The 15,929-nt window shown below is 56.3% G+C and carries 12 protein-coding genes; 4 read left to right on the forward strand and 8 right to left on the reverse strand.

Annotated elements, in window-relative coordinates:
- Window positions 1-104: 104 nt before the first annotated feature.
- From GN112_RS19280 to GN112_RS19310, 7 genes are all read right to left on the reverse strand, one after another.
- The gene (locus tag GN112_RS19280) at window positions 105-428 is read right to left on the reverse strand and encodes a hypothetical protein (RefSeq protein WP_155311711.1); all 324 of its coding nucleotides are present in this window, start codon (window positions 426-428) and stop codon (window positions 105-107) included.
- 27 nt (window positions 429-455) lie between these two features.
- Window positions 456-1,922: a hypothetical protein gene (locus GN112_RS19285; RefSeq protein ID WP_155311712.1), complete on the reverse strand. Its 1,467-nt coding sequence runs from the start codon at window positions 1,920-1,922 to the stop codon at window positions 456-458.
- A gap of 30 nt (window positions 1,923-1,952) precedes the next feature.
- Window positions 1,953-3,182 carry a hypothetical protein gene (locus GN112_RS19290; RefSeq protein ID WP_155311713.1) on the reverse strand — a complete coding sequence of 410 codons (1,230 nt, stop codon included), beginning with the start codon at window positions 3,180-3,182 and terminating at the stop codon, window positions 1,953-1,955.
- A 2-nt stretch (window positions 3,183-3,184) separates the two neighbouring features.
- Complete coding sequence (locus GN112_RS19295; RefSeq protein ID WP_162459021.1) at window positions 3,185-3,736, reverse strand: DUF3592 domain-containing protein; 552 nt, start codon at window positions 3,734-3,736, stop codon at window positions 3,185-3,187.
- Window positions 3,737-3,802: 66 nt separating this feature from the next.
- The gene (locus GN112_RS19300; protein WP_155311715.1) at window positions 3,803-5,278 is read right to left on the reverse strand and encodes a vWA domain-containing protein; all 1,476 of its coding nucleotides are present in this window, start codon (window positions 5,276-5,278) and stop codon (window positions 3,803-3,805) included.
- A 37-nt stretch (window positions 5,279-5,315) separates the two neighbouring features.
- Complete coding sequence (locus GN112_RS19305; protein WP_155311716.1) at window positions 5,316-7,376, reverse strand: ankyrin repeat domain-containing protein; 2,061 nt, start codon at window positions 7,374-7,376, stop codon at window positions 5,316-5,318.
- Window positions 7,376-7,588 carry a hypothetical protein gene (locus GN112_RS19310; protein WP_155311717.1) on the reverse strand — a complete coding sequence of 71 codons (213 nt, stop codon included), beginning with the start codon at window positions 7,586-7,588 and terminating at the stop codon, window positions 7,376-7,378. Before GN112_RS19310 ends, GN112_RS19305 begins: the two co-directional genes overlap by 1 nt.
- A 227-nt stretch (window positions 7,589-7,815) precedes the next feature.
- On the opposite strand from GN112_RS19310, the gene GN112_RS19315 reads away from it, so the two are divergent.
- The 4 genes from GN112_RS19315 (at window position 7,816) to GN112_RS19330 (ending at window position 15,042) form a co-directional block, all read left to right on the forward strand.
- Window positions 7,816-11,028, forward strand: coding sequence for an AfsR/SARP family transcriptional regulator (locus GN112_RS19315; protein WP_155311718.1), 3,213 nt, complete (start codon window positions 7,816-7,818; stop codon window positions 11,026-11,028).
- A 260-nt stretch (window positions 11,029-11,288) separates the two neighbouring features.
- Window positions 11,289-12,386 carry a Coenzyme F420 hydrogenase/dehydrogenase, beta subunit C-terminal domain gene (locus tag GN112_RS19320; RefSeq protein WP_155311719.1) on the forward strand — a complete coding sequence of 366 codons (1,098 nt, stop codon included), beginning with the start codon at window positions 11,289-11,291 and terminating at the stop codon, window positions 12,384-12,386.
- Window positions 12,387-12,409: 23 nt separating this feature from the next.
- Window positions 12,410-14,362: a thiamine pyrophosphate-dependent enzyme gene (locus GN112_RS19325; RefSeq protein WP_155311720.1), complete on the forward strand. Its 1,953-nt coding sequence runs from the start codon at window positions 12,410-12,412 to the stop codon at window positions 14,360-14,362.
- Window positions 14,359-15,042, forward strand: a complete 684-nt coding sequence (locus GN112_RS19330; protein WP_155311721.1) for an indolepyruvate oxidoreductase subunit beta — start codon at window positions 14,359-14,361, stop codon at window positions 15,040-15,042. The genes GN112_RS19325 and GN112_RS19330 overlap by 4 nt, the downstream gene beginning before the upstream one ends.
- Here the strand turns inward: GN112_RS19330 and GN112_RS19335 are convergent.
- On the reverse strand, window positions 14,990-15,820 hold the full coding sequence (locus GN112_RS19335) for a hypothetical protein (protein ID WP_231717068.1): 831 nt from the start codon (window positions 15,818-15,820) through the stop codon (window positions 14,990-14,992). The genes GN112_RS19330 and GN112_RS19335 overlap by 53 nt on opposite strands.
- Window positions 15,821-15,929: the final 109 nt, after the last annotated feature.

A 15,929-nucleotide genomic window follows, 5' to 3' on the forward strand; every position in this document is an offset into this window, starting at 1 on the left:
CGCTTTCGGAAATTTGCCAGTTCACCGCATAAGCCGCGTTCCTGTTGCCGCCGGCCGGCGGTTTCAGGGGGTTGTCGTTTTTGCGTGCGGCGGGAAACGGTTCTTTATTTGCAGACATCCAACCTGCACATCTTCTTGATGTCGCCTTTGTGAATCCGCTCGCAAAGCTTGCAGTCCCTGTTTTTCATAGCCAGTTGGTAGTAGCACCAGCCATGCACCCCGTCGGCCTTGGGCCAGTATTTGAGGATGTTTTCGCACAGCTCGGGCTGGTTGAGCTGCTCCACGGCTTCCTGGTAGCACCAGGGGCCGCGCGGAAGATCTTTGCAGGCTTTGAAGATTTCATCCTGGTCATCCTGGGCGATTGCTGCAGCGCCTGTCATCACAAGCCAAAAAAACAACATTCCGGATACAAAAACTCGTTTGTTCATTGCAGCTCTCCCTGCTTACAGTTTCGGTCACCGGGTCCGGTTGGCCTTCAACACGGCCAGGCGCTCCTCGGCCACGGCCAGGCGACCATCGTTCGGGCAGTTTCGTTTTAGCCATGAAATGTAGACATGAATGCCGGCAATGTAGGCATCGGTTTCGTACACGCCGAGTTTATCGACATTGTTTGGCGGAAACATGTCCGGATCCATATTGCATTGACGAACGTGCCTTCTTTCGTGGGCGTACACGGCTTTATAAATCACATCGGGAAGGCAGCGTTCTTTCAGGCTTTCTTTCGCTTCCTTGGCTCCCAAGACACAACATTTTTCCCCTTTTTTGGCGGCCTCCTTGCACTCGGCGGTTTTGTCGTTTTCGGCGCACTTATGGGCGGACATATGAATGCTGGTATCGGCGATCGGATCGGGGCCGTTGCTTTGATAGGTCTGCCATGCCTGTTGACCAACCAGCCGTTTATAGGTGGACACATCTCCGGCGGCCCTGCCACGCAAGGTGGGGTCGTTGTAGGCCTCCGCCATGGCCAGATCCTCGTACAGAGAGTTGAAGACATCGTTGCAATAATTCTTCATTTGCAATGTATATTTTGCCACCATGAGACGGTCCCAGTCACCCGGCTTTTCCGCCTTCTCCTCGACCAGGGTGAATTTGCCCTTGATTCTCTCCTGCCCGTCGGAAAATTTGATGTGTTTGTGCAAAACAAACTTCCTGGAAACGGGATGGACCTGGAAGCGGCATATTTTATTGTCTTCACCACCCGATTCACTGGATCGCGGCTCCTGGGCGAAAGGAACGGTTGTCATCAATCGTTTTGATGATTTGCGCTTGCCGCTGCAAACATCTGTTTGCAGGGATTCGGCCTCGGATGTGTAGTTCACGAACAGTTCAACGGCCGCATCGAGCCAGTACCCGCCTTGGTAGGGTGCCGGCGTCAGTCCGACCCTGGCCCCTTTCGGTTTCATGTCGTAGTTTGTCTCGTCGAACCACTTTATTGTTTGCCCATTCTTGCCTTTCTCCCTTTGGGGGCACAGCTCGCCGCTGCCGCTTTCCTCTTCTGAAACTTCATTGCCTGGAGAGACCGGCACCGCCTCCGACCTTCCGTCCGCAGTTTCCTTGTTACACATCGTCTTGTAATAGGCATCGATACGGCCACGGTCCCATGTCTCCTTCCAGGCCCGTTGCACATTCGACACATAGAAGCGGCCGCACCCGCAAAACCGGATGGTTGCACTGGCTTGTATGGTTTGCCTGTCAACAACTTCCTGTTGGTGCCCCAACTGCGTGTCATCAATATGTTTACTCTTGCTGTCCTTCTGGGTGAAAGTAATCTCTCCTTCCCAGACCTGTCCCATGCCCGAAGGCAGGTTGAGCTGCTTTAAAAGCTCCGCGGCCGGAATAATCTGCTGCTGGGCCTGGATGCCGGATGGAAGCCAAATCATGCTCATCAGAAAAACAAACAAGGTTCTCAGAAAAATATGCATCGGTTTAACACTCCGTAACCATGGGGATATTCATCTAACCTGTTCCAGGTAAAACCGCACCGCCCCTTTTTTGACATGAACCTCGCCCGAAGCGATGTTCTGATCGGGGGTGAACCGCCATTGTCGGGACTGCCCGTTTTTTAAATCGAAATCCTCTTTCAGGGCGGGCGCGCTGTCCTTGTCTTTGAAAAAAGCTACGGTCAGTTTGCTTCCGGGAAGATCCTGGCTGTCACCGACGAGTCGGCAGACAGCGGTCCTTCGGCGTTTTACCCGGAATTCGGTTTTGCCGGGTTCCCGTACATACTTTTCCCGGCGTTGGTTTTTTACCCCGGGAATCGTTTCCTGGTTGACGGTTACAGAAACGGCGCCTTGGGTCACTGCCACCACGATCTCGTCAGGGCTTGGCCGAGTGGCGACACGACTGGACGAAGGGGTGAAATTAACCTCTTCACGATCCCAACGTTTGGCAAAACGAATGGAAGGATTTCTCAGAACTTTTTTTGCAATCGATGTTTTATTGTTCAGGGCATCGATCGTAAGATGGGACGCTCCCTGGTGGACATTTTTCAAATACAGCATGATGTCTTTTTGTGGATCCACCTTGATGGTCAACACGCCGCCGGCTCCCAAGCGCCGGCCAATGGGCGCGTTGTGGGTTTCCTTGCCGGTAATGACCGCTTTCTTCTCCTTTTTCTTTTTCGCCGGCTGGGGCTTCGATTGTTCCTGTTTGACAAAACCTTCCGGAACCGCAAACAAGGCCTTGTTCAAGGACGATTTTTTTATTTCTCGCAGTTCGGTTGCGTAGCCGTTGGCACGATTCAACAACTTGACGGGAAAGTTGAATTCGAGGGAAATCCAGCCGGTCATCACGACCTTCCCGTCCATTTCGATCGCCTGTTTCGCGCATTCGATGCCGTTGACGGTTTCCTGCCCCAACGACTTGGAGCCATGATCCGCCACCATTTTTTGGTAGGCTTCAAATGGATTCGACATCAGGCTCCTGAAGCTGGTGCTGGGAAACTCCTGATAAATTTTCCCGGAAGGATCGATCACGCGGGTTTTGTTCTCAACGCGGTCCACCAGGATAATCAGCGGCTTTCCGTCTTCTTTGAGATTCATCCGGTAACATCGATCCGACAAAAAAAACTTGCCGGTTTCGGTTTTACCGTCCCTTGTCATGACCAGGTCCGCGAAAAAGGAAGCCGCCAGGGCCGGCATGGACGAAAAAAGGAAAACCAATAGATAGACAAATGTGCGCATTTTCAATTTCTCCTTAATTTGGCTTTCACACATAAAACGCCTACGATGAAAAAAACGGCGCCAGCCAATAAAAGAACTATCGAACGCCAGGTGGTGCCGGATTCGAGGACGCCGTATGGCGGGTCCTGGGGATTGTAGTAGACTGTCACCGTTTTACCGACCGGATATTTATTCACAATCTTTTGGGCCCATTTCATGCTGCCTCCGGACTCGCCCACGCCAAATGCGATCCGAGTGCTGGAATATTTTCTCCCTTCGACCTGATAGTGGTAGCCCACTTTTGGATAATAGGTTGTCTTGGTCCGATGGTTCGAATCTCTGGTCGTCCGTTTGCCAACACTGGATGCGCTGATGGTTCCCTGGGCGGTGGGCCAGCTGCCGCTCTCCCGGGAGCCTTTGATTTCGAAGCCGCCCCAAGCCATCATAACAACGCCGGCCACGAACATCCCCAGAATCAGAAAAATCATCCCCCGGTCTGCCTTGCCACTGACGCCGGATAAATGGACAAACCTGCTTTTGGACTTATTTGTCTGAAGGGCTTTGGGGCTGTTCATTCTCATTCCACCCTTTCTTTGTTGCTTGAATTTAAATAACTATCGTTCCTTTACCGACACTGTGGTTTATTGGTTTATGGGAAAGGCCGCGGTAACGGTCTCGCTCTTTCCCGCGCTTATCGTAACCGCCTCGAATTCGTGAACCTGTTTCGTGTCTTCGATGTTGATGACTTGCACCGTATACGCCCCCTCCGGCAAGGTGACGACACGGGTGCCTTGTTTGGGCCAGGTGCTCCAAATCTTGATAACCTCTTTGCCTGCCGCGTCCACGATTTTAATCGGAGTCGCAAAAGGTTTCCCATCGAGGGTCACGACAACGGTCAGTTCTCCGGCTGAAAATTCGACGGTTTTTTCGACTGTTCCGCCTGGCATAACTTCCACGTCGTCCAGAAAAACGCGTGGTTTGCCGGCAATTTCATGGGCTCTCACTTCGATGCGATAGAAGCCTGGTAGCATTCGTCTTTTAAGATCGCCGGTGGTGTGGTTGGTCATCATGCTGAAAAAGTGCTTTTTTTCTCCTTGGCGATAAAAAAAGACACTGCACTCAAAAGGCTTGCCGTTGAGAAAAGATGCAAGCGCGATGGTGCCGTCCGAAAAGTCCGCTTTACGTTCCACCGTCTCGCCGGCCACGATGACAATATCTTTAAAACGCACCGCCGAGGCCTGGCCGCCGCTGACACCCGTGTTGTTGAGTTCGGCTTGGTACGTGCCGGGAGCCAGCCGGATCTCCACCGTTCCGGTTTTCCCGGATGTACTGGCTGGCGACCATCTTTTGCCGCTTTCCTGGTGGGTCAGGGTGACAAGCGTAAAAAATGGTTTGCCGTTTTTTTCCGCGGAAACCTTGAAAATCCCATAGGGCGGGGTGGACTTTTCCACGACCTCCCTGGCGGCCGCCAGAAATTCCCCGGCATTGCCGGCGGTATAGTAGTTCCCGCCCCCGGCATTGGCCATGCATTCCAACTGCTCCCGCTCCTCCTCGGTGACATCGAAGCCGATGACGTGCATGACGAATTTGATGCCCGCATCTTTGAGTTCACGGACCAGCCCGCAGGGATCCGGATCGCAGGTCTCCTTGCCGTCGGAAACCAGAACAATGGTCGTTTCGTTCTCGAGATGTTTGATACGCTCGGCCGTCAGGCGCACCGACCGGCTGATGGGGGTTTTCCCCTTGGGGTTCAAGGCCTGGATTTTGGCGGTCATCTTCTCTTTGTCCAGCCGTTCCAGGGGAATCAATTCCTCGACATCGTCGCAGTCGCCCTTGCGGCGGTGCCCGTAAGCCACCAGGCCAACCGTGCTCTCATCCGGCAATTCCTGCACCAGGCCGGTGAGGACTTCCTTGGCGATGGCAATTTTGGCCTGGCCCTCCACCTGGCCCCACATGGAGCCCGAAGCGTCCAGGATGAAAAGGATGTTTCCGGCCGTTTCGGCGGCAGCCGTGTTTTCGGAAAGGGATTTTTCCACTGATAGTACTGCTGGTGTGAGAGAAAACAGCAACGCGAACATTGCCGCGAGCCCGATCAGGATTTTCTTAAGCGTCAACATATCGATCTCCGTGGTATGGGTTCCCAGTTGTCGGTCTTCAAGGTGCGCCTAAAGATACCAGCCGTTCGATGATGGCTTGGCGGTTTTGCTGTTCATAGGCTTTTTCGCCCCGCCGCGGGGTCCTGGCCCAATCCAGGGCGGTTTGGCCGCTGCCATCCCGGGCGTCGATGTCGGCACCATGGTCCAGGTAGAATTCCAGCGGCTCGAGCCACGCCTTTTTGGCGGCGTGCATCAAAAGTGTTGTGCCGCTTTTGCTGATGGGCTTGTTGATATCCGCCCCTTTGGAAAAAAGCATGCCGAGGGTTTCCCGGACACCGGGTTGGAAAACGCCGTTCTTGGTTTTAAAGGCCAATTTCCAGACGTTGGTTTCGTCGTTGACCGGGGCGCCCGCTTCCACCAGCACGGCAATCACCGCCTGCCAGTGCTTGCGGTTGCTTTGGGCCTGGGAAAGGGCATCATTGTCGGAGCGGTCCCGGTAGGCCAGATCGCCGCCCCGGGTGATGATCATTTTGACCATATCGGCCGTACTCAGGTTGGCCGCGCTTTGCAGCAGGGGAGCGCCGTAAACCAGGGCATTGGGGTCCATCCCATTGTCGATCCGTTCCCGGACGGCGGCGACATCGCCGTTGTTCAGGGCGCGGATAATGATTTTTGCCGTGGCTTTGTCGAGGGCGGCCGCTTTGGAACCCGGCTGGATGGTTGACGTGCGGCCGACGGAAGCACTTGACGGGGTGCGGACGATCTTCGGTGTGGACTCGGGTTTGGCCGTTGCCGGCGCATTTTCCGTTCGTGTCTTGGCGGGGGCCGCGGCGGGCTGTTCGGCACGATAGACGATCCCGTCGTTTTCCCCCTTAACACCGATATCGCAGGCCCGGACCTGCTGCTCCGGCGCAAAATGAAAGACTTCACTATCGCCGTTGGCGAGGCGGCATTCTTGTTGGATGGTCTTGTCCTGCTTGCCGCGCTGGAAGCATTTCAGGACCACCCGGGATTCGGGCGCATCCTGGCTGTCGCCGGTCACCGTGATGATCGCCGGCCGGGCGGGATCGAGGTCGATCTGGGTGGCACCCAGGATGCTCAGGTGGAGATAGCCTTCCTGGATTTTCCTGTCCCTGCTGAACGCAAACGGATCGGCTTCGTTGGTAACGGCGGCATAAACGAGCCCCTCCTCGACGTGAACCATCACCTGGGCGCTCTTTTTGGATTTTTTGATTTCGAATCGTTTTTTTTGCCATTTTTTTGTCAACGCCACCGGTTGGGGAGGCGTGGCATCCAGAGCCCCGTTTTGGGGAATGATGCGGTAGCGACAGCTTGAGCGATCGGTAAGGTTTTTCAGAACGATGGCGACGGGCCGATGGGGATCCACGGCCACCTGGATTTCTCCCCCCTGGCCGATACGGCGACCCCAGGGAGCGGACCCTTTAACGGTCTGGGTAATGGCCGGCTTGTCCTTCCTGACCTGGCTCGAATGCACTTCCTTGGCGTATCCCGCGGGGATCGCAAATACTGCTGAATCAATGGGTGCGACTTTAATGTTGCTGAGTTCCAGGGTGACATCCCGGATATTGGTTTTGACCTTGACGGCGCCGTCCTTGCGGCCGCTGACGATATGGGCTTTGACCGGAAAAGCGTCCAGATCCCTGGCGAACCATACATCGGCCAGCTTGACGTCCTGGTCGTAAAACCCATCGTGATCGCAGGCATACCCGGCAACCGTTTCCGCGTTGATCCGTCGTCGGGTAACATTTTCCTGCAGGTAGGTAATGGCTTGAAAAGGGTCGAGCATGTAAGCGCGCAAGGAGAAGCTTTTAAATGTGTCATAGGTGCGGGTATTGGGGTTGAGCAGCAGGGTCACGCCCTTGACGCGATTCGTGACCACGACGGGACCTTTTTCGACGTCGTCGCCCGCAACGGTGAGGTCCATCCGGTAGCGGCCGTCGCTTGCATAAACTTTGCCCGTTACGTCGCTGTTGAACATCCGTGCCGAAATGTCGGCGGTAAAATCATTTCCCCAGGCGGCGTGCCCGGCCAGCAACATCCCTAAAAAAAGGAGAAAAAAAACCCAACCGATTCGTGCTGCAGGATTTGCTCGTATCATCAGCCCCCCTTCCTTGACTTCCGAGACTTTTTAGATTTGACCGTTCCCGGTGATTTCTTTCCATTCGGATCCGTTGCCGATATCGCTTGGCACAACCCGGCCAGGCTGTTGAACGGCCGGCGTTGACCGGTATTGATATTCTCGACCATGCCCACGACCTCTTCCGGCTCGTCCGGGCTGCGCCGATAAATGCGAATGAGAAAACTGTCCATTGATTTGAGGACTTGCTAAAAAGTGAAATTTGGCCGACCATAGAATCATATCCAGTAAGCGTTGGACACCTATCATGACCGATGTCACCGATAGGTCACCGATTGCATTGCCAGCGTTTTTTTTGAATGAAGGAACGAACCTGAGCGTTTGCGCTACCAAGGAGGGGTGGAGGAGACGGCAGGGACAAGGATCTTCTCGTTAAACCGAGTCAAGGAAGACAGGGATCATGGGACTGACGCGACCGCTCATCAGTAAGATCGCTCCTCCTGAACTGCCATCAGTCGTTCGACGGGAAACGCTGTTTAAGCTACTGGACCGGAAGGCGCACTATTCAGCGACCTGGATTTCCGGGGCAGCCGGGGCCGGCAAGACAACCCTGGTGGCCAGTTTTCTGGCGCGCCAGAAGCTTCCCTTTATCTGGTATCGGGTCGATGCCGGCGACGGCGACCTGCCCACCTTCTTTTATTACCTCGGCCAGGCCGTTAAAAAGGCTTCCCCTCGGAAACGAAAGCCCCTGCCGCTTCTCACGCCTGATTATCTACCGGGCGCCGCGGTTTTTGCCATCCGGTTTTTTGAGAATGTGAGTGCCCGGCTGGACCAGCCGCTTTTCATGGTGTTCGATGATTTTCAGAACGTCGAACCGTTTCCCACCTTTCATGAAGTTTTCAAAAACGGGCTGCTGAAGCTGGCGGCGAACATTCACGTGTTGATCATGAGCCGTTCGGACCCGCCCCCGGGATTGATTTCCCTGCTGGCCAATAACCGGATGCGCATCATCGATGCTGGCATGCTGCGGCTCAGTCTCAAGGAAACCGGTGCGATCCTCCGCCTGGAAACCGGCCGCCCCGTTAATTCCGGAATTACCCGCCAGTTCTATGAAAAATCCAGGGGCTGGGCGGCGGGGATTGTTCTGATGGCCAAAGGCCTGCGGGATCGGCAGTGGTCATCATCCAGCCGGCCCCCCATCATGCCATCCACCATCTTCGACTACTTTTCCGGTGAGCTGTTTGACAAGTTGGAGGATCCGGTCAGGAATTTTATGCTGAAAACCGCCGTTTTGCCCCGGATGACCGCGGCCATGGCCAGAGCCTTCACCGGTAATACGGATGCCGACCGCATTTTAGCGGGTCTGCAGCATAAAAACCTCTTTACGGAAAAGTCTTCCGACGATCCGCCCACCTATCAGTACCATGCACTTTTTCATCGTTTTTTGATTGCCAAAGCCGGAGATATGCTGGGACCGGAAACCGTGGCGGGGTTGAAACGCCGCGCCGCCCGGGTGCTGCAGGACGCCGGTCTGGTGGAAGAGGCGGCCTTGCGGCTGATCGATGTGGGCGACATGCCCGGTTTGGTCGGGTTACTCCACGCCCACGCCACGATGCTGCTCGATCAGGGGCGCCACAGACCGCTTGCCGATTGGCTGAGCCAAATCCCCGCGCCGGTTATCGACGAACATCCCTGGCTGCTCTATTGGCGTGGCGCTGCCCGGCAGTATGATGAGGCGGTCGGTGCACGCGGGGATTTTGTGGGCGCTTTTGAACGATTTGAGTGGGACCATGACGAGCGCGGCCTTTTGCTCGCCTGGGCCGGCATCGTGCAATGCATCATCAGCGAATGGAACGACTTTCACGCGATCGATCCATGGCTCGACTGGCTGGATCGCTGGATCCGGGGCGCCGGTGTTTATCCCTCACCGCAGATCGAGGCACGGATAATGCTCGCCAGGGCCGTGGCCGAATTGATCCGCAGACCCACATCGGAAACCATCCAGCCGGGCTTTCAGAGAGCCCTGTCACTGGCCCGCAAGAGCGGCAACGTGGATTTTGAATTGCAGGTCATCGGCTGGGCCATGACCTATCAGGCGTGGATGGGCCGGTTTGATGAAGTCGAGGTCATCCGCAAGACCTCCAAAGCCCTGGCCAAAGGCCGCCTGACCCAGCCATCCCAGGTAATTCAATGGAAATGGATCGATATCGCCACCCGGCTTTACACGCTGTGCGGTCGGGAATCCATCCTGGACGAGATCGCCGAGGCGATCGATATGGTCCGTAAGACCGGTCTTTACACATGGGAGCACAAATTTTTCATGCCGGGCATTTTTGCGGCCCTGTTGCTGTCCGATTTCAACACCGCGGATGCGTTCCTGAAACGTTTCGAGGCGATTCTCGATCCGGCCCACTATCATGCCCATACGATCTATCATCACTTTGCCGGCTTGTATGCGCTGCTGACCGGCAATACGGTTCAAGCCCGGGCCCATGCCGAAACCGCCCTGCGTATTGCCGATGAAACGGGATATCGGCTGGCATGCGTGATCTGCCGGATCCAACTGGCCTATCTCCGCCATCTGCACGGGAACAGCGACCAAGCCCTGGAGACGCTTCAGTCGGTCGGTGATATCATGCGACGGGGACAAAGCGCGGTCTTCGACTTTATGGAAATGATCGTGCGGGCCAAGATAGCCTATGACCGGGAGGATGAGCGGCAGGGTTTGGTGGTTTTGGAACGGGCTTTCGGGCTGGGACGCCGGCATCAATTTCTCACCATGGTCTGGTGGTGGCATCCCGGGCTGATATCCTATCTGTGCGGACAAGCCCTTGTCCATGGCATCGAAACGGACTATGCCAAAACGCTCATCCAAACTCACCGCCTGGCGCCGGATTCCCAGTTTGAAGGCCTCGTGGACTGGCCGCGGGCGTTTCATGTGCGAACGTTCGACACCTTTCAACTGCTGCGTGACGGGAAGCCGGTATCCTTCAGCGGCAAAGTCCAGAAACGCCCCCTCGAATTGCTCAAATTATTGAGCGCAAGAGGGGGGCAGGCGGTGCCCCTGGCCACCATTATGGACGCGCTCTGGCCGGATGCGGACGGGGATATGGCCGCCAGTGCCTTTTCCTCGGCATTGAATCGGCTGCGCAAACTGATCGGTGTCAAACAAGCCATCACCCTGACGAACGGCAAGGTCTCTTTTAATCCCCGTTACATTTGGGTCGACGTTCACGTTTTCGAGACGGCCATTCGCCGGGGGCGAAGGTTGAGGGACAGCGGCAACGGCCTGGAGGCCCTTGAGTGGTTCCAACGCGCGATTGACGCCTATCGCGGCCCTTTTTTAGGCGATGAAAATGGAACCCCCTGGATCATCGCCGCCCGTGAACGACTGAAAAACATGTTTCTGGATATCCTGAAGGAGGCCGGCCGCCATCGGGAAACGGCCAAGGAATACGACCGTGCCATTGTTTGGTATCAAAAAGGATTGGCCATTGATCCGCTTGAAGAGCATTTTTACCAACGATTGATGGCCTGTTATTTTTATCAGGGATGTTATGCCGAAGCGGTAAGAGTTTATGAACGCTGCCGGACAGTGTTGCAAACCCACTTCGACGTCCCGCCGGCAAGGGCGACGGAGGAACTTTACCAACGCATACGCAACAGGATTTAATTATATTTCGGTGGGTTAATGAATCCAACGGTATTTTGACGCTGTAGTGTATATCGGTAGCGAACCTGCGGGGGCGATGGGGTCATGAAATTTTGCGTTTAAATTCTGAAATGGCTGTGACATAAAGGGCCAATGCTAAAAACGTATACGACCACGTTTGGAATTTGGCACCCTCATCGGTTTAGGAAAAACGCGGTAGGCAATCGATCCGGGATGCGTGGCCTATCCGTTAACCAGATAAAAGAAGGACGATTATCGCAATGACGGAAAAAGAACCCATCGGCCATTCACATGTCTCATCTTCCGTTATCGATACTGGGCTGTGCACCGGCTGCGGCGCCTGCGTCGGGCTTTGCCCCTATCTTCGAATCCATCGGGGCAGTACGGTCATGCTGTTTGACTGCGACCGTGACGACGGGCGCTGCCGGCGGTACTGCCCCCGGATGGAAACGGATTGGGATAACCTTCAGCAGGCACTTTTCGATGCCTCGGAGATCACCCCGGAGCTGGGCGCCTTTAAGGGGCTCTACATAACCCGCGCGACCGATCCTGAGATTCGGGCCCGGGCCCAGCACGGCGGCACCGTGACCGCCCTGACCTGTCTGGCGCTGGACGAAGGGCTCATCGACGGGTGGGTTGTGGCCATGGAAGACACCCCCATGCAGCCCAGAAGCACGACAGCGTTCAGTAAGGCCGACGTTCTGGCTGCTGCCGGCAGCAAATTCGCCAACGCCCCGGCGGTAGCCGAATTCAATCGCGTGTCCACCGAAGGACAGGGTCCTCTGGGGGTGGTGGCGACCCCCTGCCAGGCAATGGCGCTGGCCAAAATGTGGAGCCATCCGGCGGATGAGGACGCCGCCCGGGTGGCCCGCCTCAAGCTGACCATCGGTCTGTTCTGCGGCTGGACCCTGGACTGGCGGAAGCTACGGGAGCTGGTGCTCGAGGCGGTCAAGGGGGAGAACATTCTGTCCATGGATATCCCGCCCTCCAGCCACGCCTGCATGCAGGTCGAAACGGACAGCGGTGTGATCGATATCCCCATCGACCAAGTGAATGGCTGCGTCCGCGGATGCTGCGACTACTGCACGGATATGACGGCCGAGTTCGCCGATATCTCAATCGGTTCGGCGAGAAGCCCGGAAGGGTGGGACGTGGACAGGCACTGGAACCAGACCATCGTCAGAAGCAGGACCGGCGAGCAGCTGATGAACCTTGCCAAGGAAAAGGGGATTTTGGAATTCAAAGATGTGCCGCCGGAGAACCTGGCCAAGCTCAAATCCGCCGCCATGGGCAAGAAGCGCAATGGCCAGTCGAATTTGCGCAGATTGCTCGGAGAGGATAACGCCCTGGCTTCCTGATCAAACAATTAATAGGTGTTTGCATGTCAATTATTACCGGTAATCAAAACAAGGCAGAACGTCCTCTGATGATGGGCAACGAGGCCATTGCCCGGGGTGCGCTGGAGGCCGGCGTCAAGGTCGTTGCCGCCTATCCCGGAACCCCGTCTTCGGAAATCCCCAAGACGTTAGGAGATGTTGCCGACGAGATGGGATTGTATGTGGAGTGGTCCACCAACGAAAAAGTGTCCCTGGAAGTAGCGGCAGCCGCCGCCTATTCGGGACTTCGTGCCCTGTGCACAATGAAGCAGGTCGGCGTGAACGTGGCCTCCGATTTTCTGCTCCACCTGGCCGAATACGGGTCCCGCACCGGCCTGGTGCTGGTGACCTGTGAGGATCCCGGTTCCCTGTCGAGCACCAATGAGGGGGATTCCCGCCCGTACAGCAAGATGATGGAGTTCCCGCTGATCGAGCCGGGCGACATCCAGGAAGCCAAGGACATGACCCGCTGGGCCTTCGAGCTTTCCGAAACCGTCCGAAACGTGGTCATGCTGCGTAGCGTCACGCGGATGTCCCATGCCTCGGGCAATGTGACGGTCGGCGATCTTCCGGAAACGGACGTCAAGGCCGATTTCCAATGCAACGGCGAATTTTTCGATCAGATGACGGGCCCGGTCATGACACTTCCGTCCACGGCCCCGGCCCAGCGCCTGCGCCAGCACGAAGGGCTCGCCAAGGCGATCGCGTGTTTCGAAGAGAGTCCTTTCAACACTTACACCGGCCCGGACCGGCCCGGACTGCTCATCATCACCAGTTCGGCCGCCACGTTCTACTGCCGGGAAGCCATCGCCATTCTGGGGATCGAGGAGCGGGTGGGGCTCCTGAAACTCGGAACCACCTGGCCGCTGCCACCGCGCCTGATTGAAAAACACCTGGCCACCGCAGACCGCGTACTGATTGTCGAGGAGGGCACCCCGTTTCTGGAAGACAATCTCAAGGCCCTGTTTGCCGACCGGATCGAAACCGTCGGGCCGACGCGGTTTCACGGGCGTGCGGACAAAACGATTCCTTCTGTGGACGAGCTGAATCCCGACATCGTCATGGCAGCCCTGGCTGGCCTTTTGAATCTGCCAATTGATCACAGCACGGCCGATTATCGCCAGCGCATCTCGGCTGCGCTTGAGGGCAATGTGCCGGACCGGGCCATGACCTTCTGCCCCGGATGCCCCCATCGCGCCTCCTTCTGGCTGCTGCATGAAGCGCTCAAGCTCGACAACCGCCGCGGCTTTATCAGTGGTGACATCGGGTGTTACACCCTGGGCGTGGCCGACTGCGGGTTTCGGGCCGTGAAAACGGTCGCTGCCATGGGCTCGGGCGTGGGCATGGCCTCCGGGTTCGGCAAACTGCGGCGCTTCGGCCTGGAGCAGCCGGTGATCGCGGTTTGCGGAGATTCGACATTTTTCCATGCCGCCATGCCGGGGCTGGTCAATGCCATCCACAACCAGGCGGATATGATCATGGTGATCCTGGACAACGCGGGCACGGCCATGACCGGTTTTCAGCCCCATCCCGGGATCCCGGTGGGCGCGGATGGCAAGCCGCTGCCGGCCCTGGACATTCCCACCATCTGCCAGGCCATGGGCGCACGGGTGGAAATCGCCGATCCGTTTCAATTTGACGCCGCCAGAAAGACCATCGCGGAATTGATGGACGATGGGGGTGGGGTGCGCGTGCTGGTATTGCGCCAGGCCTGCGCGCTGAGCCCGGCCCGCAAGGGTAAGAAGGAATGGACCGTGTCGGTTGACCCGGATAAGTGCCTGGGCGAGGCCTGCGGCTGCAATCGGTTGTGCACCCGGGTTTTCAAGTGCCCCGGCCTGATCTGGGACCCGAAACAAAAAGAGATGCGTATCGATGAATTCGTTTGCGTGGGCTGCGGCGTCTGCGCCCAGGTCTGCCCCCAAAACGCGATTAGGGTTGAAAAGGTGGTGAATTCATGAACCAGGCAAATTTGAAACACGACCCCTACAATCTGATCATTACCGGTGTCGGCGGGCAGGGTAATGTTCTGGCCAGCCGGATGGTCGGCGATATGCTCTCCCGTCTGGGATTTGACATTACCATCGGCGAAACCTTTGGTGCCTCCCAGCGGGGCGGGTCGGTAATGAGCCACCTGAGGATATCGCAAAAAGGAAGCTATTCGCCTCAGATCCCCATGGGCCGCGCCCACATGATCGTGTCCCTGGAGCCCGCCGAAACCTTAAGGGTGCTCCGGGCCTATGGCAACCGGCAAGTCAAGGTAATTACGAACATGCGTCCGGTCCGCTCCATCAGTGTCATCAGCGGCGAGCAGACATACCCGGCACCGGAAACCATCATGGGCTGGATCCGCGACTTTTCCGAAAGCGCCTGGTTTCTCGACACCACGGAAACCGCGGTCCGGCTGGGAAATCCCATCTTCGGTAACGTCATGTTGGTTGGTGCCCTGGCCAGGACAGGTGAGTTGCCCCTTGACCGCGATACTTTTGAAGCCGTGGTCAGAAGCCGGATGCCTGCGTCCAAAGTACCGGTCAATATGGAGGCCTTTGATGCCGGGGGGGCGATGATCGAAGATGGCAGAGCAAGGATTACGAATCCATTTTATCGAGATCTGATGCAAGCTTGCGGACAGATCGGGTGAATTCGGTTTTGAATTTTTTCTCTTCCTGGCCGGTGAATTTTTTAAAGTCGAGCAGCGCCAGGGAGCGGACGGTGTTCAGCAGATCCAGAAGATAAGATTCTGCAAGGGCGTTGCAGGCTGACATTCTGTCTTCCCCGTTTCCGATTTTATCAGGTAGGGAAGCTGTGAAATTTTCTGGATCAGCTTGAAAACGAAGGTTGAGGAAGGCCGTCAGAAGACGGAACAAAGCGTCCACGCGGTTCGTCTGGATCAGGGTGGGGGAATGGAAAAAGGAACGTTTTTCCTCCACGCTGACGTCGGCTTGTTCAAGAGACAATACCTTTTCAAACCAGTTCACGGTGTAGGCAATGATGTCTTCCCTGGACCATTTATCCTTTTCCCAGGCATGGGCGCGGACAGCCTTTGTCATCTCTTCGAGGCAGATTTCATGGGTCTCATAGTTGAAACTGCCCAGCAAAGCGCCTTCCTGGAAAATATCGATGCCCGGCCGGTGCGCATATTCTGAAATTTCTGTGCAAAGGATACGACTTTCTTTGCCGGGTCTTTGGATGATAATTTTATATGACGGTTTATCGCTGTCGATTCTTACCAATTCTTCCATGGCATCGGCGGGGGGAAGGATCAGAGCGGCCGCAGAAGGGGGCAGAAAGGCGGCCCATAATCCCGGACTTAAGTCTACACTGGCCAGGGCGGACTTGAATATGGGGATGTCCTGCTCTTGCAGAGGGTTAACCGGTGTTAACTTTCCCTTTTCCAGCCGTGGGATGAAAAGGCTCATGATCTCTTCCAGAGCGGCTTGCCACCGGGCACTTCTTGGGTCTCTGTTTTCCTGTTCAATCCATTGCGTCAGCTTTGATGTCATCCGGTCCATTGCGCCGTTCCCGTTT

This window comes from Desulfosarcina ovata subsp. ovata (assembly GCF_009689005.1).
GTDB classification, from domain to species: Bacteria; Desulfobacterota; Desulfobacteria; order Desulfobacterales; family Desulfosarcinaceae; genus Desulfosarcina; species Desulfosarcina ovata.

Excerpts from the sequence above, each read along its gene's own strand:
- GN112_RS19280 (WP_155311711.1), bottom strand. The coding sequence starts at position 428 with ATGAACAAACGAGTTTTTGTATCCGGAATGTTGTTTTTTTGGCTTGTG.
- GN112_RS19285 (WP_155311712.1), bottom strand. The coding sequence starts at position 1,922 with ATGCATATTTTTCTGAGAACCTTGTTTGTTTTTCTGATGAGCATGATT.
- GN112_RS19290 (WP_155311713.1), bottom strand. The coding sequence starts at position 3,182 with ATGCGCACATTTGTCTATCTATTGGTTTTCCTTTTTTCGTCCATGCCG.
- GN112_RS19295 (WP_162459021.1), bottom strand. The coding sequence starts at position 3,736 with ATGAACAGCCCCAAAGCCCTTCAGACAAATAAGTCCAAAAGCAGGTTT.
- GN112_RS19300 (WP_155311715.1), bottom strand. The coding sequence starts at position 5,278 with ATGTTGACGCTTAAGAAAATCCTGATCGGGCTCGCGGCAATGTTCGCG.
- GN112_RS19305 (WP_155311716.1), bottom strand. The coding sequence starts at position 7,376 with ATGATACGAGCAAATCCTGCAGCACGAATCGGTTGGGTTTTTTTTCTC.
- GN112_RS19310 (WP_155311717.1), bottom strand. The coding sequence starts at position 7,588 with ATGGACAGTTTTCTCATTCGCATTTATCGGCGCAGCCCGGACGAGCCG.
- GN112_RS19315 (WP_155311718.1), top strand. The coding sequence starts at position 7,816 with ATGGGACTGACGCGACCGCTCATCAGTAAGATCGCTCCTCCTGAACTG.
- GN112_RS19320 (WP_155311719.1), top strand. The coding sequence starts at position 11,289 with ATGACGGAAAAAGAACCCATCGGCCATTCACATGTCTCATCTTCCGTT.
- GN112_RS19325 (WP_155311720.1), top strand. The coding sequence starts at position 12,410 with ATGTCAATTATTACCGGTAATCAAAACAAGGCAGAACGTCCTCTGATG.
- GN112_RS19330 (WP_155311721.1), top strand. The coding sequence starts at position 14,359 with ATGAACCAGGCAAATTTGAAACACGACCCCTACAATCTGATCATTACC.
- GN112_RS19335 (WP_231717068.1), bottom strand. The coding sequence starts at position 15,820 with ATGAGCCTTTTCATCCCACGGCTGGAAAAGGGAAAGTTAACACCGGTT.